The organism is Rhodococcus sp. TAF43, assembly GCF_052113525.1.
Classification (GTDB): Bacteria; Actinomycetota; Actinomycetes; order Mycobacteriales; family Mycobacteriaceae; genus Prescottella.
Genome location: NZ_JBFRDL010000030.1, coordinates 29166 through 55510 on the forward strand (window position 1 = coordinate 29166; position 26345 = coordinate 55510).

Below are 26345 nucleotides of genomic sequence, written 5' to 3' on the forward strand. Positions count from 1 at the left end.
CCCCAGCACGAAGGGCGCCGATGAAGGCATGAACGATCGCGCCGCACAGGCGATGTGGCGTTCGGAAGACCGCGCTGCCGGCCTTGAGCCGCCCGCCAAGCCGATGCCGCGTACGAACCTGGTCGCCCAGCGTCAGTACCGGTTGCCCGAGACCGCTGGTGTCGCGAACGTGCGGCCGCCGAGGTATGTCCGCGCGGTCGTCGACGATGGCAAGATCGCCTCGCCGTCGGATCCTGCAGCTGCGCCATCAGCGGCCGTGCGACCACGTGCAGGGCCTGTTCGAGAAGCAGTGGCGCGGGCAGCCGATCAACACTCCGTCGGTGAAGCCTCTCCGGGGCTCGGAAGGTAACCGGGTGGCGTGGCCGACCATGTTCGAACGGGCAGGCAAGAGCGGGGCGAACTCTGACTGCACCACTGCCCCGAACGGCACCGCCGCCGTCCAATACCGGATGCGTGCAGCCCTGTTCGCCCGCACCCGCACCCACTACTCGGTGCTGCGTGACCGTGAGGGCGGCATGAGGATCACCGTCCCGAAGGCACGATGCAGCAAGGATGGCACGATCCCCGCCGTCGAGCGGCATCAGCTCGTGGACGCCCTCGGGATCCCCGCACGCCAGTCCCGAGCTGACGGCGTGTACATCCCAGCGGACACGTCGTGGCGGCACGAGATGCTGTCCCGTGCATACGGAGACAACCCACCACCGCTCCGAGTAGCCCGCGACACCGTCGCCTGACGAGCAGTGCACCTATCGGCCCACCTCAGGACATCCCGGGGTGGGCCGACTGCTGATACGAACGAATCGGATTCGACCACATGCACGACGTTGGACGTGCAGAATCTCGCGGGTGACCACGACAGAACGCCCCATCGTCATCGCCGGCCGCCCGTTGTCTCTCGACCAAGTCCTCACCATCTTGCGTGCGTACAGCAAGAGGACGCTGCGCAAGTACGACCTGCCCGGCGCAGGAGACCCCACCATCCTCACCGCGGAAGAGGTCCGCCGCACGCGAGCTGTCAGCTCCCGCATCAACGAAGCCGAGCTGGAATGGTTCATCGACCGAGGAACGGAGGCACCCTGGCTTGCCGCAGTCTTAGATCTCGCTGACGGGGACCCCGACGTCACCGCCGGCGTCTACGACGCGATGACCGACCTGTTCGATCACTTCCTTACCGCCGCACCGCGGGGAGTGAACCGCGCGAAGATCAGCAAGGTCCTTCACGTCAAACAACCTGCGCTGTACCCGATCATCGACAGTCACCTCGAGAAGACCTACCGAGACGTCGGAAGGGCAGCCGCCCTGCGCCACCCCCAGAGAGGCTTCAAGTCGATGAACTGGGCCGCGATCCGAGCTGATCTGATCGAGAACCGAAACTCAGGTGCCCTCACCGCTGTCCGGGACGCGGTCCAGCAGTCGACGGACCTCAGCGACTTCAACCAGGTCACCGACCTGCGCTTGCTGGACATACTCACCTGGTAGCTGACCTGTAAGGCCTACTGCAGCTGAAACATCCCCGGGCCCAGTCCACAGACATCGAAGTGTCAACCGGGAGTGAGGACGCGCCGGCCGAACGCTTCAGGAGGAAACGATGGCTATCGCGCAGCTGACTGCGACCGCCGTCGCCGTCGCTGCCGACTCGGCCTCGGACACCGGCCTGTGCCGACTCGACGCCCGATCGCCGGAGACGACGGCTCCCCGTACGAATACGGTGCGGCAATGGCCGCGCCTCTAGGCACCATCGTGGACGTGTACGCCGCCCGCAACGCCACGCTGCGTGAGTTGGTTTCGCCGATCCCGGCCGCCCGTCGCCGCGGGCATGCTCGGATACAGCAACCAAGTCACGCACCACCACGCATAACTCGCCGCGCAGCCGTGGCACTCCTACCCGGCCAGGGTCTGATCATGCAGGCCTCGAATACTCAGACTGACCAGTTGAGATATTTACATCTTGTGTCTCAACGTTTTTCGTACTTTCGGTGTATATCGGAATGCCTCGGCTTTGTTGCAGCGCGACGCGAGAGCCGTGCTCGAGTACCGGCCGGTCCCTGTGGTCGCAGGGCGGATGGCCGGTCGCATCGCATCCGCGGTCGAGTCTCACCACCAGGCTGAACCGGTCATAGGCGCCACACGAGCATGCCGGGGAGACAGACGTGACCATCGTTCCATCAGAGTTTCCCGACGTCGACGATGCCGGTGCCTTGTGGTGGCGGATCAGCCTCCGAAAAGCGGACAATACGTTCGTGCCGCTGGCAGGGCGTTCGGACACACCCGGCGCCGCCGTACGCGACATGGTCGTCAAGGCTTACGCCTACATGGAGCAGGACCCGGGGCCGTACTCCGATTGGGTTGCATTGCATGTACAGCAGAACTATGTCCAGGTGCAGGGCGTCATCGGATTGTCACTCAGTGTCGACGAAGTGGTCGCCCGGATCGCTGCTGCATGCACCGACAAGGCGGCAGCCGAGGCCGAAGATGAGTGTCGGCAACGCGAGATCGACGCTGTTCCGGCTCTTCAGCCCGACACCGCCGGGGTCCGTGGAAACCGCGTGGGCCCGGGTGGCGCGATGGTTGTCCGCGAACACCGACACTCCGGTTGAGTACCGAGTACCGCCGGCGGTCGAAGAGGAGCCGATGGTCGGCGTCGACGAGTGGCCGGGGGAACTCGTCGAGTTTCTCCGGTTGTATGCCGGCGCACCGCGTCGGCTGCTTCCGCTGATCTCCCTCATGACGCCGACTGAAATCCGATCGGCGCACTCAAGAATGCTCGATGTCTGGGCGAAGTTGACGGCGGACGATCCCGACATGGTCGAAGGAGATCCCTCATCTCAACCGGCCGGCACCCCTGCCTATACATTTCTCCCCGAGTACATCCCGTTCGCTGGACTGGACGGATACTTCTGGTYCATCGACACTCGGCCCGGACCCATGCACTGGTGTATCACCGAGTGCAGCCGAGACACCGCAGATGACGGTGGGCCGAAGTGGCATTCGCTCAGCTCCATGCTCTCCGACCTCGCGGACAGCCTGGAAACCGGGGCATTCTTCGATCGCATGTGGCTGCCGCAAGTCATCGACAACGAGCTCGAATGGCAGACCCGTCCTTGAGTCCAGCAGCCAGAGACCAGGTACCGACTCCTCGGTGTTGTCTTCGTGACCTCTATCCGGCTGTCGAACCGTCGGCCCAGGCGAGCTCCGGCTGAACCACGGCTTGGTGACTGCGGGATTGCCGAAGGCTCCTTCTGATGACAACTCACGAGAGAACGCCGTGAAGACGAGAGCCCCAGGGTTCTTTTGCCGTGGAGGGAATACGACCTGTTTGAGTATGCAGGGTTGCCAGTAGGTGAGCTCGTTATGAGTGGCCGTGGGGTGGACGAGAGGGCAACTCACGTGCCCACACGCGTCCTTCCCCTTCGTCGATATCGCGCCAGCGAACGGTGATCTGCGTCGAACTCGTATCCATCTCGACCGGCAGCCCAGAACCTGAGCAACGAGCCCGCCTCCAACCGGTCCGCGATCGGTGGACGCCCTGCGGTCCTGAATCGTGTCTGTCATCCGATTGTCCGATATCGCCCGTGGGAAACGCTTTGTCGGAGTTAGAATCTAGGCCCCGCGTGCCTCGACTGGGCAACGAGAACCTCGTGGGCTCTGTGTTTGTTTGCTTGGAAACGGTGAGATCGCTGCCGCAGTCGAGTTTTTCGGGTGTGGCTGGAGCTTGCCGTATTTCGGCTCGATTTCGCGAGGAGCTCCAGCGTTGACCCAGCCTGATGACCCGTTCGACTTCACCGGTTATGGGAGACAGTCCGCGGCGCCTGGTGCGGGCCCCCCGATTGTCGACGGCTTCGCCTCCCGGCCAGGTAGCGGTGGATCGACCCAGTGGGGCTTCGACACCAATCCCGGATCGTCTTTGGCTGATTCCGAGTCGGTCGCGGGTCCACCGGTTCTGTGGCTTGCGGCAGTCGGTGTGGCGTCGGCGATCGGGCTGGTTGTCGCCGCCATACTTGGCACCGATCCGGTGATGGCCTTCGTCGGTTGGACGCTGTGCGGTCCGATCGGGATCGGGCTTCTTGCGGCGTTTACGGCGGCTGATACACGGAGACGGGCAAAGCCGATATATTCCCAGCCTGACTGGGTGCGGTTCGCGTACTGGGGAGGATTCGCCTTGTCATTGGTCGGTGTCGTGCTGGCGGCCTGGCGGATCGCCGACTGGGTGGGTCACCTGTGAGCCGCGTTTCAGTGCGCCGGATGTGGGGTGCGGCAGGGGCGGTGCTGGCAGGTCTCGTGTTCGGCGGCGCACCTGCCGCTACCGCTCAGCCGCTGGCCGCGCCGTCGGTGGGCACCGACGTCCGCACCGCCGTGGACGACCTCGGTGCCTGTATGGCCGCGCAGAGGCAGGGCGACCTGCTGCTGTTGATAGACGAATCGTCGAGCCTGCAATCCTCCGACCCGGACGGTGCCCGCGTCCGCGCAGCGAACTATCTGCTCGATCAGCTCGCCGGATACGGGGCGCGGGCCGGGGTGACCCTAGACGTCGCGGTGGCCGGCTTCGCGCAGGACTACAACCCACACGTGCCGTTCACCGAGCTATCCGAGTCATCAGTACCCGGGTTGCGATCCGCGGTCGATGAGTTTCGGGGACGTACCGCTGGCGGCGACACCGACTACTGGGCAGCACTCGACGGCGCTCGGAAGGCGTTGGCGGAGCGCGGACCCGACCGCTGCCAAGCGATCGCCTGGTTCACCGATGGCAAGCTCGACTACAGCACCGACACGGGTCGAGAGAAGTCGTACGCGCCGGGGGTGAAGATTGGCTCACAGCGTGATGTGGACCAGGTCATCGCGTCCGCTCAAGAGTCGATCTGTCGACCCGGCGGTGTTGCGGACCAGTTGCGGTCGTCGGGGGTGGTGACGCTCGGCGTAGGTTTGGCTGCGGGTACTGCGACCGAATCTGACTTCAATCTGATGCGGTCGATCGCCACCGGCGATCCAGGCGCGGCCGGCCCGTGTGGCGCGATCCTCGATCCCCGGCCGGGCGAGTTCTTCCTGGCCCAGAACATCAACGACCTGTTGTTTGCGTTCGATGCGATGAGCACGCCGGGGCAGGCCCCGATACACCAGCAGTCGGGAGTGTGCGTCCGGATCCTGTGTGAGGATGCGAAACACCGCTTTGTGCTGGACAGTTCGATCGGCGCGGTTAGCATCCTGGCGCGCTCCGAAGGGGGCGGTCGTGACGTGTACCTGGTTCTGCCGACCGGCGATCAGCTTGTGCTGAAGGCCGGTGCGGTTGGTTCTGCGCAGACCTTGGATAGTCCGGTGGGCCCTGTCGCCTACACCTGGCACTCACCTGAGGCGATCTCGATCGAGATGTCGAACGGCGCATCCTCACCGGCGTGGTCGGGTGCCTGGGCGTTGGCGTTTGTCGATCCGACGGGGAGTAAGCCAGGAGCGCGGTCGGAGTCGAACATCCACATCGCCGGCAACCTGTTTCCCGCCTGGGTCGGCCAGGAGCACGAGGTTGTGCACAGCGGTGAGGTCACAAAGGGCGTGACGTTCGGCGTTGTTGATGCGCAGCGTGCCCAGATAGACCCGGCCACGATTCTCGGTGATGTCCGGCTGTCTGCCACCGTCATCGGCCCGGACGGCCACGAGACGGTGATCGCCAACGACCTGAGCAAGGATCAACTGGGTACCCCGGTGGATCTGGATCTGACCGCGGTACCGCCCGGACAGTCGACGATGCGAATGGAACTCGATGTCACGACGGCAGCGGCAACCGGCCCGGATGGCAATCGCGTGGCAGGTACCGAACTGGCGCCGAGCGTGGTCGACATGCCACTGAACGTTGCAGCGCCCTTGGGATTCCCCACAGTCGGCAGGCGTCTGGACTTCGGCACGGTCGAAGGGGCCGGTGTACACAAGACAGGTCTCCAAGTGACGGGGCCGGGCTGCGTGTGGTCGCCGATGATGTCGGTGCCGTCGCTGAAGGTGCTGGCCTCCCCGGACGGGGTCGGCACGGTGTCGGCGGGAGCGGACCAGGCAGGTTCGCAGGACTCCTGCCTTACGCTCGGCGACGGCGAGTCGACGGAACTACCGGTGATGCTGAATACGGAGAACGAGGCGAACGGCACCTTGAACGGTGTCCTCGCCGTGTCGATTGCGCCCACCGGAGAGTTCGATCGGACCATGACGGTGGACGTCCCGTTCAGCGCGGACGTTCAGAAGCCGCTCAACCCGATCAACTTCTGGATGACACTGATCGCTGCTCTGATACTCGGTCCGGGTATCCCGCTGCTTCTGCTCTACCTAACCAAGTGGCTGACGGCAAAGATTCCGGCGAGACCTCTGTCAGCCGAGCTACTTCCGATCACGATCTCAGGTCGGATGGTGCTCCGCGACGGTGCAGCGTTCACACTGCGGGAGACGGATCTGATCAATCTTGTTCCGGGGCTCGGTGATCCGGTCCGAGAACTGACCGTCCACGGGGTGACGATGAAGACGCACGTCGGCCCTTCGCCGCTCGGCGCTGGCTTCGTTACTGCGGAAGCCACGGGCAAGGTCGGGGCGTCCTCGCATACACCGTCGACGCACGGGAAAAACCTCGCGGCGAGGCTACCCCTGGCCGTCCACAATAGCTGGGTGGTGTTCCACGACCCAACCGGCTCCGAAGATCGGGCCGACGTGCTGCTTTTGGTTGGCGGGGATGCAAGCCAGCTGCGCCGCCTCGAGTTTGTCGACGACATCAATCGACGTCTTCCGAGCCTGCTCTCCGAGTTGCGGTCCCGTTGGGCGGCAGCAAATCCCGGCTCCGGGCCCGGTGCAGTGCAACCCGGACCGCAACCCTCAGCTTTCGGGGGATTCGGGAACGGTCAGCCGTCGAGCGCCGGATTCGACTTCGTGGGTTCGCCTGGAACTAGTGGTCACCCGTTCGGAGGGGCCTCTGGTCAGCCTCATGAGCCGAACACCGGCGGAGCCCAACCAGGGGCGAATCCGGGTCCGGCGCCGGACGCGCCCCCGCCGTCGGCACCTGAACCGTTCCGGTTCTGATGCCGACCACAGGTGGTAAGAGCCATGCCCTGTCAATTAACAGCGTTGGAGGACTGAGTTGAGACGATTCCTGGTGGTCGGGTGTGGCGGTTCGGGCGGCGCCACATTGGCCTACATGATGGATCAGCTGCGGTCGGACCTCGCCGCGCATGGGGTGGACAAGATTCCGGCAGGCTGGCAATTCGTCTCGATCGACGTCCCATCCGGCAGCGAGGACGGCCCGGACGGTCTCGGCAACGTGCAACAGCAGGGCGGCGCGTACTTCGGTTCCGGCCCCCAGACCGGTAGCTACTCGGTACTGGACAATGCGGTGACCAGCCGATACGCAGCGGCGTACGCTCTCGACGCCACCGCGACATGGGCTCCCCGGAAGCCCGACGAGGTCGGGGTGCCGATCTCGGCTGGCGCCGGCCAGTATCGGGCGGTGGGCCGCATGATCACCCTGAACAAGGCCGCGGAGATCCGCGACCGCCTCCAGCACACCTGGGATCAGCTCTTCCGAGTTGAAACAGTGTCCGAGATGAGCAATCTGAAAGTGCCAGGCCTCGGCGAGTTCAACTCCGGACACCCGCCGCTCATCTTGGTGGTCTCCTCGATGGCAGGAGGCGCCGGTGCTTCGATGGCGCTCGACGTCTGCCGACTACTGACCCTCGTCACCGGGGTGGATCCCGCAATGATGGGTGTGTTCATGGTGACACCGAATATCTTCGACAGCCTCCCAGAAGGGGCTCGCAGCGGCGTCCGCGCGAATGCGTTGGCCATGCTCGGCGAGATCGTGGCCAGCCAGACCGGTGCGGCACGGGAGCACGACGTATCCACGCTGGCCGCTCTAGGCCTGAACAACGGTGAGGGCGCAAGCATCCCCTTCRCCCGCGTATTCCCCGTCGGCCGCTTCGTCGGGCCACAGAGAGCTCTCTTCGGTGACGGTTCGCAGAACGCGGTCTACCGCGGACTAGCGCGGGGGTTGGCGGGACTAATGATGAGTGGTGCAGCGACCACGCAGTTCATGTCCTTCGACCTCGGCAATACGGGTTCTCCTCCGGGCAATCGTGACTATCTCGGATGGGGCGACTCGCCGTGGGACGCGCTGCCATGGGGCTCGTACGGCTTCGCCAGCCTCAGCATGGGCAGGGATCGGTACGCCGAGTACGCAGCGCAGCGGTTGGCCCGGTCCAGTGCCGACAAGTTGATGTTCGGACACCTGTCGCCGACCAATCCGGCGTCGGGTACCGAGCAGGTCAAGGCGCTGCTGGACAGCCAGTGGCCAGCAATCTGCGGGGATCTCGGGCTACCGATTGGCGTTACTGGCGATCAGGCTCAGGCCCACTTGGGTCAGTGGCTCACGCAGCAGGCGCTGCCCAGCGCAGACGGCGACCGGCTCGCACACACCGTCGTGGAGACGAACCTGCGCAGCTTCCTGCCAGCGTCGGACGGAGTTCCCGCCAACCAGTGGGTGCCGATGCTACGGCAGGCGGCAGGCAACCGGCGGGTGGCTCTTACTCAGGCGGCCCAGGACGCAGCATACGGCTGGGCCTATGTTTGGCATCAGGACCTGGCGCGTCGGACTGAAACCGTCGTTGCTGGTGCCATCGCACAGTTCGGACTGCCGTACGCGCGGGCCTTGGTCGAGCGGCTCGGAGTACACCTGAATACCTTCGTGCTGCCCGGGGCCCAGGACCTGTCCCGACTGGGACCCAACGACGTCGCGGCCATGCCAGCCGAAGTGGAGCCGGTCCTCGGCATGCTCAAGGGGACAATTTCGAACGGCGCCGAGGTCATCGAACGGATACTGGGCGGATACCGGGGCCAGCTCCGGCAGCGGATCTACGGCTCGGCCGCCGGCCTGGTCGAGAAATCGCTCGGCGGCTTCACCGGCGAATTCCTCAGTCCGCTCGTCAATGCGCTGGCGGAGGCACAGCGGATCCTTGAGAACGCAGCCGGGCTCGCCATACAGGATCTCGGTCTTGCACGGCTGGCGACTGACCAGTACGCGGCGTGGCCCGCGGATAGCGAAGAGCGGGTGCAGGCCCGGTTCGCCGAGGCGGACAACGAGGTGATGCTCACCAGTTCAAGCGATTTCAAGACCCAGTACGAGGTGGACCTGCCCCGATCAGTCGGGGCGGGCGACGCTCCTCCACACCTGGCTACTGCAATTCCTGTCGCGGCGCGGCAGGTGATCTCAGGCGTCTGGGCCACTACTGGTGGCGTGCTGCCTCCCCGCGGTCTGATCGAGTGCACCTCGCAGTGGCAATCCAAGGTCTTCCCAGTCGATCCGGACACCGGTGAGCGAACAACCCCGGCGCTGTCAGCCTTCGACGTGCACATTCGACCGGCAGAATTGCTCGGTCGCGCTCGGTTGTTCATCGACCGTCCCGGCGAATCGTTCGATGACTTCTGCAAGGTGTCGTTGCGGGACTACGTCATGGGTGTCGGGGGCGCCGAGTCTGAGCTCACCAGACGCCGCGACGCGGTGATCACGAAATTCCAGGAAGCATTGTCTCTGGCGCGTCCACTGATCAGCGTCAACGACACTGCCGTCCAGGAATTGCACGGCACCGCAACGGAGTACCGATACAAGTTCGCGGAGGTGCCGTTCAAGGGCCTCGATGTGGGGGACCAGCTGATTCGGCTGCTGGATGCTGACCCCCGCGTCGACCAGCCGGCCAAGGACAATCTCCGTAGGTCGCTGACCGACGAGGGCGGCGTTACCAGGATCGACATCTTCGGGTCATATCCGAACTACTCGCCGCTGGTGTTCGATTCGGTGCTAGAACCGGCGAAGCAGCAGTGGGCGCGGACCCCCGCGCAGGGCCGTGGCGCGTTCTGGCGATTCCGCCGGACGCGTCCGCTCGCCGCCGCACTGCCGATGACACAGGACGAGCGCCGGGCAATGACAGCGGGCTGGTTCCTCGGCCAGCTCACTGGACGGATCCAGATCCCGGAGTCGCCCTTCAATCAGCCAGTGCGGATCTGGGACGCGGATGCGTCCCGCTGGCTCGACTTTCCGAATCCCCTGCTGACACCCCCGAGTCAGTTCTCGGCCACGTACGATTGGCTGCCGGCGGTACTCGAATCGGTGTTGCTCGCCATCGCGTCCTCGCACGAACAGCCCGTGATGGGTTCGCTCGTGCCGTATCGAACTCTGCGGGGGCTGTGGGATTCGCACAGTCAGGCACCTGCAACCGGCATTGTCGAGGTGTCGGCGAAGCAAGTGGTGCTGTCGTGGCTGTCGACCGGCGCCACGGGGAGTGGACTGCCGTCGCGGGTTCCCGGGGTGGCCGACGCGACGACAGTCGACGACCGCGCCCAGCGCGGAATCGAGTGGCTGACGCAAATCTGCACACTTGCTGGGGACCACTTCATGGCGCCGGGCGTGAACGGAGCACGCGGTGGCGGGCAGTTCTCGGTGATCTCGGCGCGGAACCAGGCATCAATGACCCCGATATTCCGTGATCTTGCTCCGGACGTTCACTGGGCGACAGGCCAGCTCATCGACCTCATATCGGGGTGCGTCGAGCAAGCCAAGTCCATGGGAACGGCTGCACTTCCGCATGTGGGGGGTGGTGCGTTCTACGCGACAACACCCGCTGCAGCAATGAACGACGTGGTGGTCCCCGAGGGAGGGGTGTTCTGAGATGAGTTCGCTGACAGTGTTTCTCGCGCCGCCCGGTGCTGCTGAAGGAATTCGCGACGTGTTGCAGGATTTCTCGGCCGTGGGTCTCGTCGATCCTTTCCTGTGGCTTCAGGACGACGGTGGACCGATAGGAGAGGCCGTGCACATCGCAGGCGGTCGACAATCGGGCACCACGGTGCAGACCATCCTGACCGAGCGCGCTTACGATCGGGTGCGCTTGGCGGTAATCGTTCCCCTAATCGCGGGAAGCAGCACCGTCCCGATCTCCACCGAGCGGTCCCTGGGCGAGCTTCTATCATCGAGTTCCGGTGTAGCACAAGTCATCCGACTGCGTCTCATCGTTGTTCGTCCCGGTGGACCCGAGTCTTTGCAGCCGACTGTCATCGAGGGGACTCATAACCTACTCATCGCGCCGGAGGACTCCCTCGGGCCCGGTCGTGGGCATATTCTGCTCAACCCGAGTACCGACCCGATCGACATCGGCCGGTACGCCGCACCCGTGGTTGCCGGCGTGGTCGGGTTGTGGACAGGATCCGGGCATGCGCCGTTCGACGACACGGCGGTGCTTCCTGGCGAATCGATCCGAATGGTGCGCTCGTTCTACCGCAGGCTGGACACCGCCGAGATGGAGTGCGGTTTGCGTAACCGGGTTTTCGACCTGCAGTCCGGCCTCCCGCTCCCTCGGGTCAACGGGTCCACGGTCGTCTACGCCGACGACTCACTACTGGCAACACAGAACATGGCGAACGCCCTGTGGAGCAAGCACCACGGTGTGCTGAAAGGGCCGCGGGTCAGCGCCGGGACGGTGACCGACGAGAAGATCGGCGCATCGCGGGCGATCAAGATGTTGCTGAGCTTCCTCGGTGCCGCACTCCGCAACGCCCCCGGCCAGTGGTACGCCGTCGCGGTGAACCGAGTCTCATCCGCTACCGCAGGCGCTRTTCACGGCGCCGTCTACGGGCGGGTGCCGTCCGCGTACTCCGTCGTGGTCAACGGGGTGACAGCCGAGGGAATCCCGGCGAACTGGGAACAGGTCGGCCTTGCATCGAATCAGATCAGTGACGTACTGCTCGACGTCGACGCGAACAGGTCGCACGAGGTCCGGTACGACCTGTCGGACCTCTGGCGCGACTACGCGGCCGGAGCTCTGACCCTATGCGACGCTGGAGACCGGGCCCAGGGCCTACCCCCGATCCAGATCGGCGCCAGCCGCGGGGTGCTTCGCTCGACGGCAGACGCGGTGGCCAGTGAACACGACGCATTCCGGGTCCCCGACAGCGTCGCACCGATGGTCGAAACTCGAAGCGTGGCCGCCAGCGACCCGCTGGGGATCGAGGATCTGCAGCGGAAGCTGCTGGAGGCGGAGCGCGACGCCGGAGTCGGTCACGACGCGCGACAGACACTCGGGGAACTGAGCCGGTGGCGGGCGCGGGCGCAGCGCAGCTACGGCGCCCAGGTTGGCGGAACCCTCGCGCTGGCATTGGGGTCTGCCAGAGCCGAGGCGGCTGATCTGCTGCGACGAATTGAGGCCGCCGGCGACATCGATGCCATAGATGGCGCCGCAACGGCGAAGCAGAAACGGCTCGCGTTGTGGATGAAGGTATTCGCCGGTGTGTTCCTCGCCGTCCTAGTCATCGCAGCAGCGCTCACTGGGACGAAGGTCATCTCATTCACCACCGGTGCAGTGATCGCGGCAGTAGCGTTGGTGAGCTGGGCAGTCGCTACGGTCTGGACCTTCATGATCGGTCAGCGAGAGTTGTTCCGAGAGTTGAACCGTCGCAGAGCCGGGGTGTCCGCAGTCGAAGCAGCCAAGACAAACCTGGAGGCGGCGTTACGCGATCTCTCTCGCCTGACAGAGGCCTACGGGCAATACCTGTCGTGGAGCACAGCACTCGCCGCGGTGCTGCGTGAACCATTCGGCCCTGACCGGCCCGAAGAGGAACGCCGCGCGCGAATCGACAGCGGGCTGCCGCTCAACACCCGTCTCGGTATTGCCAGACCCGAAGAATCACTCATGTCCGATGCTGCCTTGCAGATCCGTCGCGGACTATTCGGCGCCGGTTGGCTTACCGGTCCATGGGAAGGTGCTCTCGGCGGGGCCGGAGAGGCACTCGGGCCATTGGGACACGACCTGCGCGGCAATCCGAACGCCATGTTCACGCAGCAGGGAAAGGGATCCGGATCCGGGCTCGACCGGTGGTCGGCCCGAATCGCAGCCGGAGAGATCACCCTGCACGGCTCTGACAAGCTGTGGCAGAACGCGATCGGGCACCTGGACGGTCCCGGGAACGCACTGTCGTCCACCCTCCTCGACCGCGTCGAGGTACCTAGCGAAGGCACGCCTCAGGTGTCGAGTCTGACCGAGTTCATGGCCGGAGTGGACTCCGGCCGCAATCCATTCGGCATCCAGCGGTTCGACGAGGTACTACTGACCGACGAAGCGAGGTCCGCAGGACGGGCCACCGTCGCCGAGTCGTCGGGGGAACCCGTGCGAACCCGCCTGGGCCAGATCGCGGTACTCACGCAGGTGAGTCAGGGCCTCCAGGTGTACGAGTTCGTGTTCGGCGATCAGACCGAGCCGGGCCCCTGGAACGGCTCGCTGCCTCCGGAGCCGGAACCACCCCTCAGCGACATGGTGTTTTGATCGCCGGAGGCGGCGTGCCGGCATGGTGGTGTGACGAGGCGAGGGTAGGGGTTCGTAGGTGAGCACGGATAAGGAAGCGAAGCGGCTCAAGGCGCTTCAAGGTTGGGCGTCCGCGGTGTCGGCTGCGGGGCATCGTGCGCCGGGTACGGACGACCTCGAGGCGATTGCTGCACGTCCAGACCAATGGACTGGCATCGACCGTGCTGTCGTCGATCCATGGGTCGAGGCGATCGAGTGGATCCTCAAGCAGGTCAAGTTCGGCGTGCATGATCCGGTCATGCACATGCCGTCCGACCTACTTGTGCCCAAGGGCGGTCAGGGCATCCCTGCTCCCGCACCYGAGGCCAGCCCGGAGCCGCCACCCACGTCGGCGACCGACGCGACCGCCGAAGGCCATCAGGCTCTCGTCGAGTGGTGGGAGAAGGCGGTCGAGGAGGAGCGACCGAAGATCGGTTCGCTCAACAGGACCAAGCTGCTCCAGGTGGTGAAGTCTGGCAAGCGCACGCCCACCGAGATCGCAGACATCCTCCGGGGTGCAGACGCGAAATCGTTCGCCGCCGAGATCGCGGGGATACTCGCCAGCCTGTCCCCGCTCACACCGGCAAACGCCGAGCAAGCCGTGCTGGCGCAGGCACAGGCCATCGTCGACGAAGCAGCCATACACTCCCCGGCTACGACGTCGACGATCAACACCGGCGTGACCCCTAGCTCGGATCAGGACACGCACCGGATGTCCCCGACACCTACTGCGCAACCCGCCAGACCTACCCAGCCCGCGCCCCCCACGTCGTCGGATCCGGAGTTTGATCCGGCACTGTTCGCAGAGTACGAGTTCAATTCGCCGTCAAGCGATGTCGCACCGATCCGCACGGCGCGAAACAGCGGCAACGGGTGGAGCCACACATGGCCGCCACATCCGGAAGGTGATCGGGGCACCACCATCTATCGGCTGGTTTCCGGGGACGAATATCCCCCATACGCTCCGGAGAAGGCGGACTTCGTAACTTCGACAACAGCGACGACGGCCATTGACATCCGCCCGTTCATCACTGCCGTGCGGCACTTCCAGGTGTGGTGCAATCGTGGCGCCGACCCTGCAGCTGCGCTGCGCGCACAACCGACGCTGCACGCGCAGACCGCGGTGGTCAGCACAGTCGAGAACTTCGAGGTTCGTGAGGACGATGGCCGCGTGATCGGTCGGTGGACGAGCCGACCCGGCACCGCTGCCGTGCAGGTCTACCGCATCCCGATCGAGCGTGCAGCCACCGGAGCTGACAACCCGCAGTACCGAATCTGCACCACGACACCGAACCTCAGTGGTTTCGTCGACGTGGAGGCCGAACCCGGTCGGCGCTACCTATACCAAGTCCGGTGCGAGGCGGCGGTCGACGGGACGACTCGACTATCGGGCACCAAGCAACAGGAGATCGCTGTCGCAGCCGTTCTGATACCGGTGTCGGACCTGGAAGTGGTCACGCACGAACGTGAACGCGGGCCGGAGTTCGATTTGAGCTGGACTGATCCGCCGTCTGGGCATGTCGTGATCTACCGAACTGCTGTGTCGCCGAGCGCGGGCCTCGGGGCGAGTTCGCTTGCGTACTCTGCGTTGAACGGGGCTGGACTCCGGGATGAGGATCAACTGCCCGATCCTCCCTCGATCGGTGAGGACGGTCGATCGGTCGTCGCCGGTATTCCATGGCCACGTGACTGGAATCGCGCGTACTTCACCCCGGTAACCGTCCTTGACGACACTGTGCACGTCGGGACCACGACCTATGCCACCCGCACCGGCCTGGTCATCGACCCCCAGGTAGTCGAGCGAGTGAACAAGCAGATCCTGACCTTCGGGTGGCCCGTAGGCGCCGCCTCAGTGCTGGTTTACATGGGCGCGCGGGGACAGGGGGCCGAAGCGGGGCTGAGCGGGCAACCAGTCGAGATCTCCCAGGGCGAGTACGCGCGGTTCGGCGGCCTCCACTTCTCGAGTCCGCTACCGCCGCGTGGATGCTCGCTGCATGCGGTGGCAGTGTCGTACGCCGGCGGTGAGCGAAACGGTGGAACGCCAGTGACCACGCAGTACCCGGGCATGATGCGGATGCGGTACGACGTTGCATTCAAGCGCAGCCTGACCGGCAAGGCCACCGTCACTGTGACCGTGACGTCCGAACTCGAACTCCCCATCAGTCCACCGATGGTGTTGGTGCACAACCCCGATCGGATGCCGCTCAGCTATCGGGATGGGACAGCACTACCGGTTGTTCCCGATTCGTCGCCGAACACCGAACCGGTCACTCAGTTCCAGCAGCCCCGGATCGGGCCGACTCCGGTCGGCAGCTGGCGAGCAGACGTGAGGGACAAACGGGGGTTCGTTCGTCTGTTCGTGGAATTGCCCGCCGAACAGCTACGCACCGTGGCTCTACTGGACCCATCGGTCGACAAGCTGCAACTGGATGGATCATCTGGGTGGCGTCGATGAATCAGTCTGACTCACAACACCGGGGCATACAGCAGGCCGGTGCTGCCGGTTCCACAGGCCAGCTCACCTACTCCTCTTTTGACACCGGAACCGGTGCAGGTGGCGGCTGGCAGATCAAACAGGCCACCGACACCCTTGATCCGAGCGACCGGGAACTGTTGCGTGCCTGGGTATCGACGTCGTTGATTCCGGTCCAGCCCATGCCGCAGTTCCCGACCCCGGAAGAGGTCCAGGCGCGACCACACCGACTGATGTACGCGCCTGTAAGCTCCGAGCGCGGCGCCTACTGGCACACCGTCCCCGCTGGTGCCGATGGCTCAGGCCGTCCCGGAAACGTTTTCGCCCACACCTTCCTCGACGCGGCACCTCCGGTGGCCGAGCACCGTCCCATCGACCTCTGGCGATCACCGGACTGGCTGATCCCATTCGGTGCCCGAGAGGTGTTGGCCGCCGAATTGCCGCCCCATCCGCCACAGCCCGGCGCCGCGGTCAGCAGGGATGCGGTCATCGACTTCCTGCTCGACCCGAGCGTCTGGCGGGTGAGTTTGTTCTCCGTGCTGCTCGATGCGGTCGCCGGGGCGATCGACGGCGGGCCGGCTGTCGTGTTCGGTGCGGAGAGAATTGACAGCGCCGCACTGTGGATCGGCGCGGTCAGCCACTTCCTGTCGAAATACGCTGCACGAAAACTGGCTTGGTCGACCTTCGAGCGCGCGACGGACCTGCCGACCGCGCTCTCTCAGGGACTCCATCTCATCGCTGTTCCCCTGAGTGACCTCGCGGAACTGGAGTCCTCGGACCGGTTCGTCGTACTTGCCGAGTCAGACGAACCGTCACGCGGCGAGTATCGCGTTCAGCCGAACCGCACCCCGGCCGGCGCGAAGATCCCGGTGACCCGCCTGTCGCAGATCGCGGAGGTCCTATTGATCGACCCGGACGTGGTGCGCCGCGTCCTGCGTACACGGGACTCCGTGGTGGAGCGTGTGTCCGACGCGCAGACAGATCCGTCGTGGTCTGTAGCGATGGCCATTGAACTCGAGGACGAAGAGGACCTGTCCGACGCCGAGGAAGACTGCGCGGAAGTTATCACAGGGTTCCTCCCCTCGAGCCTGCGTGAATACCCGGACTTACATGCTGCCGCCTCCGCAGTTGTCGCGAAGCGGACCGGCACCTCACCGGCCGATGCATTGGCTGCGCTGGGACGTACGCGGGGATCCTCAGGCTCGGAGCCGTCGGTGTCCGTGGCGATGACTTTGCAGGTGTACCTCGAACGGGCACTGGCGGACCGGGAGTGGCTCGTGGAGGCTCCGCCCTCGCGCCTGGCCGCACCACAGCCGGGATGGGCTCCACCCGAGTTGCTCGCATTGGTGGACACCCGGGTCGGCGAGATGCTGCGCGAATGCGAAACCGTAGAGCCAGATGGTCATAAGGCTGAGAATCTCGCCGTAGTGGTGCTGCGGCTCACTGATCTGCTCGTGAGGACACGAGTGATCGGCGAGGACTCTGCGGAGATAGTCGGGAGTCTTCAGCGAATTCTCGAGCAAGCTGTACCGACGGTCTTCTTCGACGACGACCGGGTGCAGGACTTCGTCGGCCGGGTGGGGCACCTGGACCCGTTGACTTGCCGGCTCGTTCTGCAGCCTGTCATCGTCAGCCTGGATTCAATGAAGGACCGTCCCATCGGGACCAGGTTGAATCGCGGAGTGATCGCGTGGGCAGTACCCTACAAGGTGCATCCGGAGCCGCTCGCTGAACTACTTGCGGGGCCGGTCGCCGAATTCGATCCGGAGCGGGCGTTGTACGCCGAGCGGATCGTGGCCGAGATGCGCGGCAATCCCGATGACCGGTCGAACGATTCGCTGCGCTCGCTGTGTCTGGCGCATGTGCTGCTGACCGGGGAGCTAGACCCGGAACTCCAGGGAATTCTCTTCAGAGCCCCAGCCTGGGCCGCGAGGGATCTCGAATTGGTAATGCGTCGGTTCGGGGACCGGTTGCCGCCGACCGCGGCCTGGTGGACGCTGCTACGCGCTCCGAGCGACAGGCATTTGGCGGCGATCATGGATCTGATCCTCCCGCGCGACTCGCAGCCGGATACACATACCGCGGTCGACCGGGCGCCGCAGCGTGAGCCGAACGGCGACATGTGGCGTCGCCTGGAAGTATCACCGGATCGCGTCCCCGGTGGTAGCAGTGCAGGCTGGCAGGACGGCGCCGAACACGTCGCGACGACTCCGGTCGCGCCAGGCGGCGATCGATGGGGGTCTCGCTTTCAGGGTCGTCACGAGCACGTGGACGGATTCGGTCCCCAGCAGCACCGGTACGACGCCAGGCCACAAGGCGCTGACCCGCACGCAGCACCGCATCCGGGTTCGACGACAGCGGAGTGGCCCGGCGGTCTCGCTGCGCGCCAAACGATCTCGGAGCACCAGCTGATGGATGCGCTACGCCAGCTCGTCCAGCTGCGCCGAATCACGACGTGGCAGGGGGTCGACAAGAACACAGTCCTGCACGGATTCCACGCACTGACCACGGAGCTGGCGGTGAATAGAATCGACATCGACTCACTGTCAGCAGACCTGCAGGTGAACCTGGCAGTCCTGCAGATGGCGAAGCTGATCGCCGAGCCCTCTACCACTTCGTCGTCCTCGTGGAAGCGAGCGCAGGCACCAGCACAGATCCCCTTGCCGGGAAAGCTGGGTCGGGATTCGCTCAAACGTGTCCAGCGGGCTCTGCTCGACCTGTGCGGATCGGGCGTTGTCGACATGGACGAGGTGGTCACTACCGCGTTCCTGGTGTCGCCGTCCGGGCCGGGTTTCACGCGGGCCACCAAGTGCGAGCAGGATCTGGGCAGTTTCGCCGCGACAGAGGACGAATACCCGGCGTCGCTCCTCGACCGAATCGTCGAATCACTAGTGGCTGAACAGCATCCCGTCTGGCCGGATGGGCCAGACCAGATGCCGCAGAGTGTGCTGAAGGCCATCGAGGAGCGGCACCGGACGGATCCCGAACCTCCGATCGTGGCCTACCGCAAATACCTCAAGCGCTGGCTGGAGGCGCGCGGCGTCGAGTCGGGTGGCACCCTGAAATCGTTGTTCCGAAGGCGAGGCTGAAATGAGGATCGTGAGCTGGTTCGCTAGTAGTGAAGAGGGAGTCGCGGGCTGATGCCTACATACGTGTTGGATGGAACAGGACGAGCAAGTCTTCCGCGTCGCCCCATCATGGTAAGCATGAGCATCGATGGTCAACCCGGATGCGCACGCATGCAGGCAATTTCGCGTGCTTCCGGAGATTCGGTCGGCGTACATCCCAACCCCGAGCTGATGATCGTGCCGAGGGTGGACTCGCCGATCGTGGCCCGTCTCGTCCCCGCGAACGGCCTCGGCGAATTCCCCGCAGGCACCACGGTTCACATCGCCATGCAGGTTGACGTCCAGGCCAGCCACGAACCAGAACGCGCCGTGCTGAGGCCACTGGACATCTCCGGGCAGCAATTCCTCGACGTCGCCGCCCTCACCCCAGACGGCGACGCAATCACAGTTGCCGCGATGCGAACCAAAGTCGATCAACCGCTCGGCGAACTAGCCCACCAGGCACGGGTACAGGCTCGAGCGTTGTTAGGCGTCGACCGCGTACCCGAGCAGTTCCAGATCAACACGGTGGTCGGCATCGACACCTCAGCCTCCATGCGTGCAAGTGCGAGCGATGGCGGCGTGGAGGCCGTGCTCGATGTCCTCGCGGGGCTATCGACGGTAGTCGGCTCGGACAGAGGTTTGCAGGTCTGCCTTCTCAGTCGGGAGGTCGTATGGGTCCCTGAGACGCAGGCATCAGAGATAGCCCACCGCTCCATTGAACTCCTCGATACTCGGCCAATCACCAGCGGCTTCCGTTCCGCAGTAACGGAGCTGAGTGGGCTCTATCCGAACGACAACACCGTGACCTACCTGATCACAGACGGAATCCCGGCCGATATCGAGGCGTTGACCGCCGCCGATGAGATCGACGGCGAAGCGCGGCACCTGGTGTCGTTGGTGCCGACGACGGTGTCACAGCTGCGCAGGTTCCGGGCGCTGGTCCCGGTCACTGCAGTTGCGCCTCCGAGGGAAGGGGTTTCGGCGTCGGTGCAGCTGCTGCAGGAGCCCGGTGCACTGACCTCAGTGGTGCGTTCGCTGCTGCGGGGCTGCTTCGCTCCCGGCACTGAGCTGGGGGAGAGGACCGCCTGATGGTCCGGTGCCCGAGGTGCTTTCAAGAAATTGCGGATGCCGTCTATACCTGGATCTGTCAGTCCGGCCGGTGTGCGCCCACCGTGGATCCGGTTGCGTCGATGTTCACCAACAGCGATGTGGCCAGTGGGCCTGTCGTTGAATTGCAGCGGCCGTCCGGGGCTAGACGGGGTTGGGAACCGCCGCCCGGAGCCACATGTCCCGGGTGCTCGGATGAGCTCGCGGACGCCTGCCCGGCCTGCCACTATCCCCTGCCGACAGGTTGGCGGCAGGCGGAATCGACCTGCATTGCCATGGCGGGCGCACGCGCGACGGGCAAGAGCCTCTTCATCGCGGTCCTGATCAAGCAACTCGAGCAGCTGGCAGGGCAGTTGGGGACATCGATCGACCCCGCGACGCCAGCGACACAGGCCAGTTATCAGACCGTGTACGAGAAGCCACTGTACGAGGAACGTGGCCTGATGCTGCCTACCCCTGCAGCAGGCCAGCCGAGTTCGTATCAGCGTGAACCGCTGATCTTCAGCCTGGGAACCTGGGCCAGCAATCGGCACTATCTGGTGCTGCGGGACGTCGCGGGCGAGGACCTCGAACGAGTGGAACACGGCAGGCTTCAATACCTGGAATTCTTCGCACACGCGGACGCGGTGTTCTTCATGTTCGATCCGCTCCGCGTCCAGGAGATCCGCGACCAGCTCCAGGACCTGGTTCCGTCGCAGGGCGAATTGGGCGGTGACCCCAAGACCGTGCTGAGCAAGCTGCTGATGGTGCTCGGCGCGCGCTCCCCGAAGGTGGCGATGATCCTCTCAAAGTTCGATGCGGTGCAGGCGCTCCGAGGAGTCGACGGTTCGGAGTGGAGTCACATCATGTCCAACCCCGGCGCAGCCTTCTCCCGCGACCCAAGCATGACCACAACGCGGTACGACGACGAAGACGGCAGGTTGCTTCACCACGAGGTACGGAGCCTGCTCGAGAAGCTCCACGCCGGACCGATCGTGAAGGCGATCGAGAACGCGGGCAACGGAACGCAGATCCAACATCGATTCTTTGCGGTCTCGGCGCTCGGCGAGTCCCCAGTCGGCGAGAAGCTACACACGCGCGGTATCGCACCATTCCGGTGTGTGGACCCGCTGAGATGGGTGCTCTCCCAGAAGGATGTACTTGAATCACGTTAATCAGCAACAGGATCGGAGTTCTCGATGACGGTCCCGTTCGATAACAGTGGAGGTTTCGGGACGTCCCCGTACATTCCGCCGGCTGCCGTGCAACCACTCGCCGGATTGAAGCCCCCACGAAGTGTGTGGATCGGATGTGCGCTGCTTTTGGTCGCTGGGGTTCTCAGCATTGTCAACGCGGCCCTCAGCATGGTGACGGTGAATCGGGTCGTGGACATGACTGGTGCAGTCACGGAATACGACAACTCTCACATGTCGGCCGCATATGTGGACGATGTCGCGGACAATGTCAGCTTGTTCCTCGTCGTCGTGTCAATCGTTGCATTTGCCTGCTACATGCTGCTGGCTGTCCAGATCAAGTCGGGTCGACGCTGGGCTAGGAAGGTATGCACCATACTGGCTGTTGTTTCGCTGTTCGGTCTACTCGGGCCTCCGATGGTATGGGTCGTCGTCCTCAACGGGGTTGCCGCCGTCGCGGCCCTCTGGCTACCCGCTTCCAACGCCTACTTCCAGGCGAGGCAGATTGCGCGCTCATCGCCGCCTGATGCTGCGTCTGCGCCGACGCGCGGGCCAGCACCGGATCCCACGCCCTTCCGGTTCTGAAGTCGTCCGTTGTCATGCACCGCCACCCGGAGGCGCCGCACGACAACGAAATCGATCTCCTACGCGAGCAGATGGTCGAAGGGGGTTCACGCGGACCGCGCCGCCTGCGGCCAGTCCGGCAGCGCACCGGGCAGACGCTGGCACAGCTCGCTACCGCACCCGGCGTCAATTGCGTCGAGTGTGATGAGCCCAGCACTATCGACGACGTGACCGGCGCGCGTATCGAGGATCGTGCGCTCGTTCTTGCAGATTCCGGTGAACTGCCAGAACGCGGGCAGAGCTGACGCCTGCCAGTCGTGGCCGGCACACATCCTTCTCTGATGCCAGGGTCAGCGCGCGCTCCCCGGGGAAGGAATGCCCTAGCGACGAAGAGATACGCGGAACTATCTGTGTACCCGGCGATTTGGCAACGCCAACCTCCTCGCCAGCTGCCGCAGAACCTCCAACCACCCACACACTTGAAGAAGCGCCACGTTCCGGGTCATAGCCGAGCGGGGGCTTTCCTTCGGGGATGACATCGGATCTGCAACCGACGGCGGTGCTACTACCGGCGAAGTGTGAACCTCGCGAGCGCGCACTGCGTGTGCATGCGAGTCAAGTCAAGCTGCTAGTCAGGCACGTGCGCCCGGACGACACAGGGGCGCGTCGAGCACCCACCCGTACCCAACTACCGGGTGACGAGGGGCGTGTACTGGTCGCAATACACACCGATGGCGGAGCCCACCAGGTACTCGGCATCGCGTCGCGAGTACCCCGATCGCTGCGCGGTCTGTACCGCGTCGAGGATCGCGAGAGACGGGTCGGCAGCGTTGTCGATGTAGCGGCAGGTGACCCGGCTTGCCTTGGTCGCTACCGTCTCGTCACCGCCGAAGGAGATCCCGCCCATCTTGAGGTTCGTGATGTACGCGGCATCCTCGATCAACTGCTGATCGTCGTCAGAGAGAGTCGCAGGCGTCGATGACGGCGGGGTGATGGTCGTTTGGTCGTGCTGGGTGCGGATGGCGCCGTCGTGCTACTCGCCGCGGGTGCGCTCGGGGTCGGTTCAGCGGGGTCGGAGAAGTGTTCTCTGTTGCTTGCTGGGCCGCTGTCTTCTCGCCGTCCTTAACGACACCGAGCGTGACGGTGCGGGTGTCACCGATGCGGGCCCCGGCTTCGGGGGACTGGCGCGTGGACACCCAGTTGCCCGGGATAAACACCTGGCGGTCCTGTCCGGTGTCGTCCTCGGTCTCGGTCTTGAGACCGGCATCCCGCAGTATTGCGCGCGCATCAGACAGCGACGTTCCGACCACGTTGGGCACCAGCGCGTTCGGGTCGGGATCGAGCCCCGTGCCCGCGAGCATCGAGGATGCGATGAGCAACGCCAGAACAGAGGGGACACCGAACAGTAGCCAGTTCGGTCCGATGTTGACCGGATTCCCGGGCAGGGCCACGGCCTGGCGCCGCTTGAGTGCGTTACGTTGGACCGTCAACAGGTAGAGAGCGGCGATGACTGTCAAGGCAGGAACAGGAGCGCCCCATCGACCTGTCCCTCGAACACGTATGAGACGCAGCCGAGTCCGAAGAACGCAGCGATGGGCAGCGCAACGACCTTTTCCAGGTCGCAATCAGCTTCGAATCATCATGTGGTGCAGTCGGTGCCGACACGGAAACCCCTAGTCGTTCTGAACAGTGCGCTACCTCGGTCGGGTGCGCGCGAAGGACTCATCCATCGGCCGCCGACCGGACTGTGGCTGGACAGCGGACAGTAGTCAGATCACTCGCAGGCGACGCCGTCACCGTCGCGGTCAAGCTTGCTGCTGTAGCCGGGCTCGCCACGCCTGAGTGGGGCGGCACCAGCTGCGCGGGCCTCCTTGCAGCTCCCGAACGACACACCGCTGCTTGGGGCCGGTTCTGGCGCAACCATCGGAGCCGGAGCCGGAGCCGGAGCCGGAATCGGGGCTTCGGCTTGGGTCTGCGGTGCAGGTGCGGGTGCTGCAGGGCTGGCCTGTCCACCGTTCACCGGGGCCGGAACTGCGGCTCCGTTCTCACCGCAGCTGCCGAGAACCTGCGCGATGGCGTCTTTCTCGGCCTGGGTCACCCACAGGTTGTACTTCGCCTTCACCTGCACCTGCTTGGTGACGTAGGTGCAGCGGTAGGCCTTGTTCGGGGGCAGCCAGGTCGCCGCGTCGCCGTCGCCCTTGGCCATGTTCGCCGGACCGTCGACGGCGATGAGGTTGAGCGGGTCGTTGGCAAAGTTGCGGCGCTGACGTTCGCTGAGCTGCTGGGCGCCCTTCTGCCAGGCGTCCGACAAGGCAACCACGTGCTCGATCTGGATTGCGGAGGACGTGTCCTTGCCGCGCACGAAGTTGATGGTCTTGCCGGTGTACGGGTCGTTGACCAGGGTGCCGGACTGCACGGTGCACCGCTTACCGCCATCGTTGAACACGGTGTTCGTCAGATCTCGTTTCAAGATGTCGTTGCGGGTATCGCACGAGTTCGAACCCAGTTCGACATCAACATCATCGGTCCAGGCGGGACCGAACTCGTCACGCGAGTACTCGGTTTTCGGTGCACGCCCCTTCACCGGCAACGCGTCGAGCATCGCGATCGTCTGCGCAGCATCAGCATTCACTGGCGTCGCCGGATTCTGCGTTGGAGACGGCGCGGTCGTCGTTGACGCGGCCGACGAGGTCGATGTCGTCACGCTGTCCGCGGCGCTCGCATCCCCACTGTCGCAAGCGGTCAGCGYCATGGCAGCAGCCGCGGCGAGTGCGCACGCTGCGAGAGCGCCGCGTGCGTGGACCCGTCGGCGGGTCGGTCCGGCATGGCGAGCGGTCACGGTGATGTCCTTCGACTGGGCAGGGGTTTGCGCGATGCGCCGTGTTGTCAGTGGACGCTGATGCGCTTCCCCCGGGAGTGGCGTTGAGAATCTGTTCTATCAGGGTCCCCCGACAACGCTGACGGGCAGGCTCTCTCGTAGTTGCTCATTGAGGCGCTTGCGCTGCAGAAACGTTAACTGCAGCAGCGGAAGCTGGGGGTGTCGGGGAGTGCCGCAGGGGTAGCGTCCGGTTCCCTGCAGCGGCGTGCAAATATGGACGCAAACCGGACAGGGCGGGGGTGCTGCCGGCGTCCTGAGGTGAGGGGGAAATGTGCAGCTTTCGAAGGGGTCGAAGACCGACCTGGCGGATGTCCGATACACCGTCGGTATCACGACGGCCTCTGCAGTGAACGTCGTCGACATCGCCGCGGTCCTCCTCGGCATCGATGGCAGAGTCCGTAGCGACAACGACTTCGTGTTCTTCAACAATCCGAAAGTCGATGGCGTTGCGCTGGTCTCGGACAACCAGATCTCGGTAGATCTGGGATCCGTGCCGGCGGATGTGCACCGAGTCCTAATCACCGCGAGCACCGAGGCGCAAGGCAAGACGTTTCGGGATGTTCCGGGGCTGTCCGTCGACGTCGTCGGTGCCGGCCCGCAGCTGTCGTTCATCCCGCCCGGGCTGAGCGTCGAAACGGTGTTGCAGGTGGTGGCCTTCTACCGGCGCGGTGCCGGGTGGAGACTCGATGCGATCGGGCAAGGTTACGGAGAGGGCCTGGCGAAGTTCGCGACCGAGTACGGCATCGTCGTCGACGACCCCGGCACGGACAACGCGGTACCGGTCGCAACCCCACCATTGCCTGCACCGATGCCCGCCCCCGCGCCTGTGCACACCTATGCCTCGACGCAGCCGGCGCCCGCGCAGGCACCGACTCCTGCGGCGGCGCCGATCAGCTTCGAGAAGGTGAAGATCTCACTGACGAAGGACTCGGCGAGCAAGACTGCGCGGATCGATCTGCGTAAGAGCCAGGGAGATCCGAATTGGGTGCTGACTGTTGGCCTCGAGTGGGACGGTCGCGGCGCACAGTATGACCGCCACGGCAATGTGAAGCGGTATGGGGAAGGCGATCTCGACGTCTACTTCTTCTGCCGTAATGAGGAGACGAACAAGTACGTCGTGATCAGCGGCGAGAACAGGCACCGGGGGAGTCTCGCCAAGTGGCCTCACATGCACCATTACGGTGACAGCAAGGGTCCCGGCAATGGCAACAAGCCGGCGACTGAGCAGGTCCGCGTACTCCCACAGGAGAACGGGGATTTGCTGGTGAACGTCTACCAGAGCATCGACAACGGCGCCGGCGCCATCGACTCGTTCGGCAAGCCACGGGTCGCGATCCGCTACGGGCGCGCCGGCCACGACGGACTTCCGGGCTCGGATGCCGACGAGATCCTGGTCTACGTGGGCAACGGCCAGGACTCCTACTGGGCGACGGTCGCGCACATCGACGTCCAGGATGGAGTGCTCACCGTCGAAGGAGAAACCCGATACAGCCACCCCGGCAGTGAATGTATGCCGGTGCTGGACACGGCCGGCAACTGGGTTCGCGAACCCTCGGATGGGCCGGTGGGGCGAAGCAAGAAGGAGCATCGCGGGATCGGGTTGACGAAGTACACCGGACGGTGCCCCGACCAGGAGTACACCCAGTATCAATTCTGACAGTGGAATGTTTCGCGCAACCGCGCGTCTACCTGCATACGCGACAG

Annotated in this window: 19 protein-coding genes; 15 read left to right on the forward strand and 4 right to left on the reverse strand. The window is 64.7% G+C overall.

Annotated elements, in window-relative coordinates; all coding sequences use genetic code 11:
• Positions 1–206: 206 nt before the first annotated feature.
• The 14 genes from AB4Z09_RS18240 to AB4Z09_RS18305 all read left to right on the forward strand — a co-directional run bounded on the left by AB4Z09_RS18240 (position 207) and on the right by AB4Z09_RS18305 (position 21784).
• Positions 207–734, forward strand: coding sequence for a hypothetical protein (locus AB4Z09_RS18240; RefSeq protein WP_442240363.1), 528 nt, complete (start codon positions 207–209; stop codon positions 732–734).
• Positions 735–846: 112 nt separating this feature from the next.
• Entirely contained in the window at positions 847–1479 is a 633-nt protein-coding gene (locus tag AB4Z09_RS18245; RefSeq protein WP_442240364.1) for a DUF6308 family protein, read from the forward strand.
• 109 nt (positions 1480–1588) lie between these two features.
• Positions 1589–1732, forward strand: a complete 144-nt coding sequence (locus tag AB4Z09_RS18250) for a hypothetical protein (protein WP_442240365.1) — start codon at positions 1589–1591, stop codon at positions 1730–1732.
• Positions 1733–2150: 418 nt separating this feature from the next.
• A complete protein-coding gene (locus AB4Z09_RS18255) occupies positions 2151–2597 on the forward strand; it encodes a hypothetical protein (protein WP_442240366.1) in 447 nt (148 codons plus the stop codon).
• A gap of 34 nt (positions 2598–2631) precedes the next feature.
• Complete coding sequence (locus AB4Z09_RS18260) at positions 2632–3105, forward strand: hypothetical protein (RefSeq protein WP_442240367.1); 474 nt, start codon at positions 2632–2634, stop codon at positions 3103–3105.
• Positions 3106–3751: 646 nt separating this feature from the next.
• A complete protein-coding gene (locus AB4Z09_RS18265; RefSeq protein WP_442240368.1) occupies positions 3752–4222 on the forward strand; it encodes a hypothetical protein in 471 nt (156 codons plus the stop codon).
• 107 nt (positions 4223–4329) lie between these two features.
• Positions 4330–7041, forward strand: coding sequence for a vWA domain-containing protein (locus tag AB4Z09_RS18270; RefSeq protein WP_442240369.1), 2712 nt, complete (start codon positions 4330–4332; stop codon positions 7039–7041).
• 58 nt (positions 7042–7099) lie between these two features.
• On the forward strand, positions 7100–10675 hold the full coding sequence (locus tag AB4Z09_RS18275; protein ID WP_442240370.1) for a tubulin-like doman-containing protein: 3576 nt from the start codon (positions 7100–7102) through the stop codon (positions 10673–10675).
• Between the two features lies 1 nt (position 10676).
• Positions 10677–13319 (forward strand): magnesium transporter, encoded by a 2643-nt coding sequence (locus tag AB4Z09_RS18280; protein WP_442240371.1) that lies wholly within the window; start codon positions 10677–10679, stop codon positions 13317–13319.
• A 58-nt stretch (positions 13320–13377) separates the two neighbouring features.
• Positions 13378–15792, forward strand: a complete 2415-nt coding sequence (locus AB4Z09_RS18285) for a hypothetical protein (protein ID WP_442240372.1) — start codon at positions 13378–13380, stop codon at positions 15790–15792.
• Positions 15789–18899 (forward strand): GAP1-N2 domain-containing protein, encoded by a 3111-nt coding sequence (locus tag AB4Z09_RS18290; protein WP_442240373.1) that lies wholly within the window; start codon positions 15789–15791, stop codon positions 18897–18899. Before AB4Z09_RS18285 ends, AB4Z09_RS18290 begins: the two co-directional genes overlap by 4 nt.
• A 117-nt stretch (positions 18900–19016) precedes the next feature.
• Positions 19017–20009 (forward strand): hypothetical protein, encoded by a 993-nt coding sequence (locus AB4Z09_RS18295; protein WP_442240374.1) that lies wholly within the window; start codon positions 19017–19019, stop codon positions 20007–20009.
• Positions 20009–21181 (forward strand): TRAFAC clade GTPase domain-containing protein, encoded by a 1173-nt coding sequence (locus tag AB4Z09_RS18300; protein ID WP_442240375.1) that lies wholly within the window; start codon positions 20009–20011, stop codon positions 21179–21181. Before AB4Z09_RS18295 ends, AB4Z09_RS18300 begins: the two co-directional genes overlap by 1 nt.
• Before the next feature lie 24 nt (positions 21182–21205).
• Positions 21206–21784 carry a hypothetical protein gene (locus AB4Z09_RS18305; protein ID WP_442240376.1) on the forward strand — a complete coding sequence of 193 codons (579 nt, stop codon included), beginning with the start codon at positions 21206–21208 and terminating at the stop codon, positions 21782–21784.
• An 86-nt stretch (positions 21785–21870) separates the two neighbouring features.
• Here the strand turns inward: AB4Z09_RS18305 and AB4Z09_RS18310 are convergent, their stop codons facing one another.
• The 4 genes from AB4Z09_RS18310 to AB4Z09_RS18325 all read right to left on the reverse strand — a co-directional run bounded on the left by AB4Z09_RS18310 (position 21871) and on the right by AB4Z09_RS18325 (position 24395).
• Positions 21871–22095: a VWA domain-containing protein gene (locus AB4Z09_RS18310; protein ID WP_442240377.1), complete on the reverse strand. Its 225-nt coding sequence runs from the start codon at positions 22093–22095 to the stop codon at positions 21871–21873.
• 356 nt (positions 22096–22451) lie between these two features.
• A complete protein-coding gene (locus AB4Z09_RS18315; protein WP_442240378.1) occupies positions 22452–22706 on the reverse strand; it encodes a DUF732 domain-containing protein in 255 nt (84 codons plus the stop codon).
• A gap of 13 nt (positions 22707–22719) precedes the next feature.
• Positions 22720–23280 (reverse strand): PASTA domain-containing protein, encoded by a 561-nt coding sequence (locus AB4Z09_RS18320; RefSeq protein WP_442240379.1) that lies wholly within the window; start codon positions 23278–23280, stop codon positions 22720–22722.
• Between the two features lie 257 nt (positions 23281–23537).
• Entirely contained in the window at positions 23538–24395 is an 858-nt protein-coding gene (locus tag AB4Z09_RS18325; protein ID WP_442240380.1) for a GmrSD restriction endonuclease domain-containing protein, read from the reverse strand.
• Between the two features lie 517 nt (positions 24396–24912).
• Between AB4Z09_RS18325 and AB4Z09_RS18330 the strand changes: the two genes are divergently transcribed.
• A complete protein-coding gene (locus tag AB4Z09_RS18330; protein ID WP_442240381.1) occupies positions 24913–26298 on the forward strand; it encodes a TerD family protein in 1386 nt (461 codons plus the stop codon).
• Positions 26299–26345 lie beyond the last annotated feature (47 nt).

Bases quoted from the DNA above. Each gene is read 5' to 3' on its own strand.
- AB4Z09_RS18250 (WP_442240365.1), top strand. From the start codon at position 1,589: ATGGCTATCGCGCAGCTGACTGCGACCGCCGTCGCCGTCGCTGCCGAC.
- AB4Z09_RS18305 (WP_442240376.1), top strand. From the start codon at position 21,206: ATGACGGTCCCGTTCGATAACAGTGGAGGTTTCGGGACGTCCCCGTAC.
- AB4Z09_RS18240 (WP_442240363.1), top strand. From the start codon at position 207: ATGGCAAGATCGCCTCGCCGTCGGATCCTGCAGCTGCGCCATCAGCGG.
- AB4Z09_RS18310 (WP_442240377.1), bottom strand. From the start codon at position 22,095: ATGTGTGCCGGCCACGACTGGCAGGCGTCAGCTCTGCCCGCGTTCTGG.
- AB4Z09_RS18295 (WP_442240374.1), top strand. From the start codon at position 19,017: ATGAGCATCGATGGTCAACCCGGATGCGCACGCATGCAGGCAATTTCG.
- AB4Z09_RS18300 (WP_442240375.1), top strand. From the start codon at position 20,009: ATGGTCCGGTGCCCGAGGTGCTTTCAAGAAATTGCGGATGCCGTCTAT.
- AB4Z09_RS18290 (WP_442240373.1), top strand. From the start codon at position 15,789: ATGAATCAGTCTGACTCACAACACCGGGGCATACAGCAGGCCGGTGCT.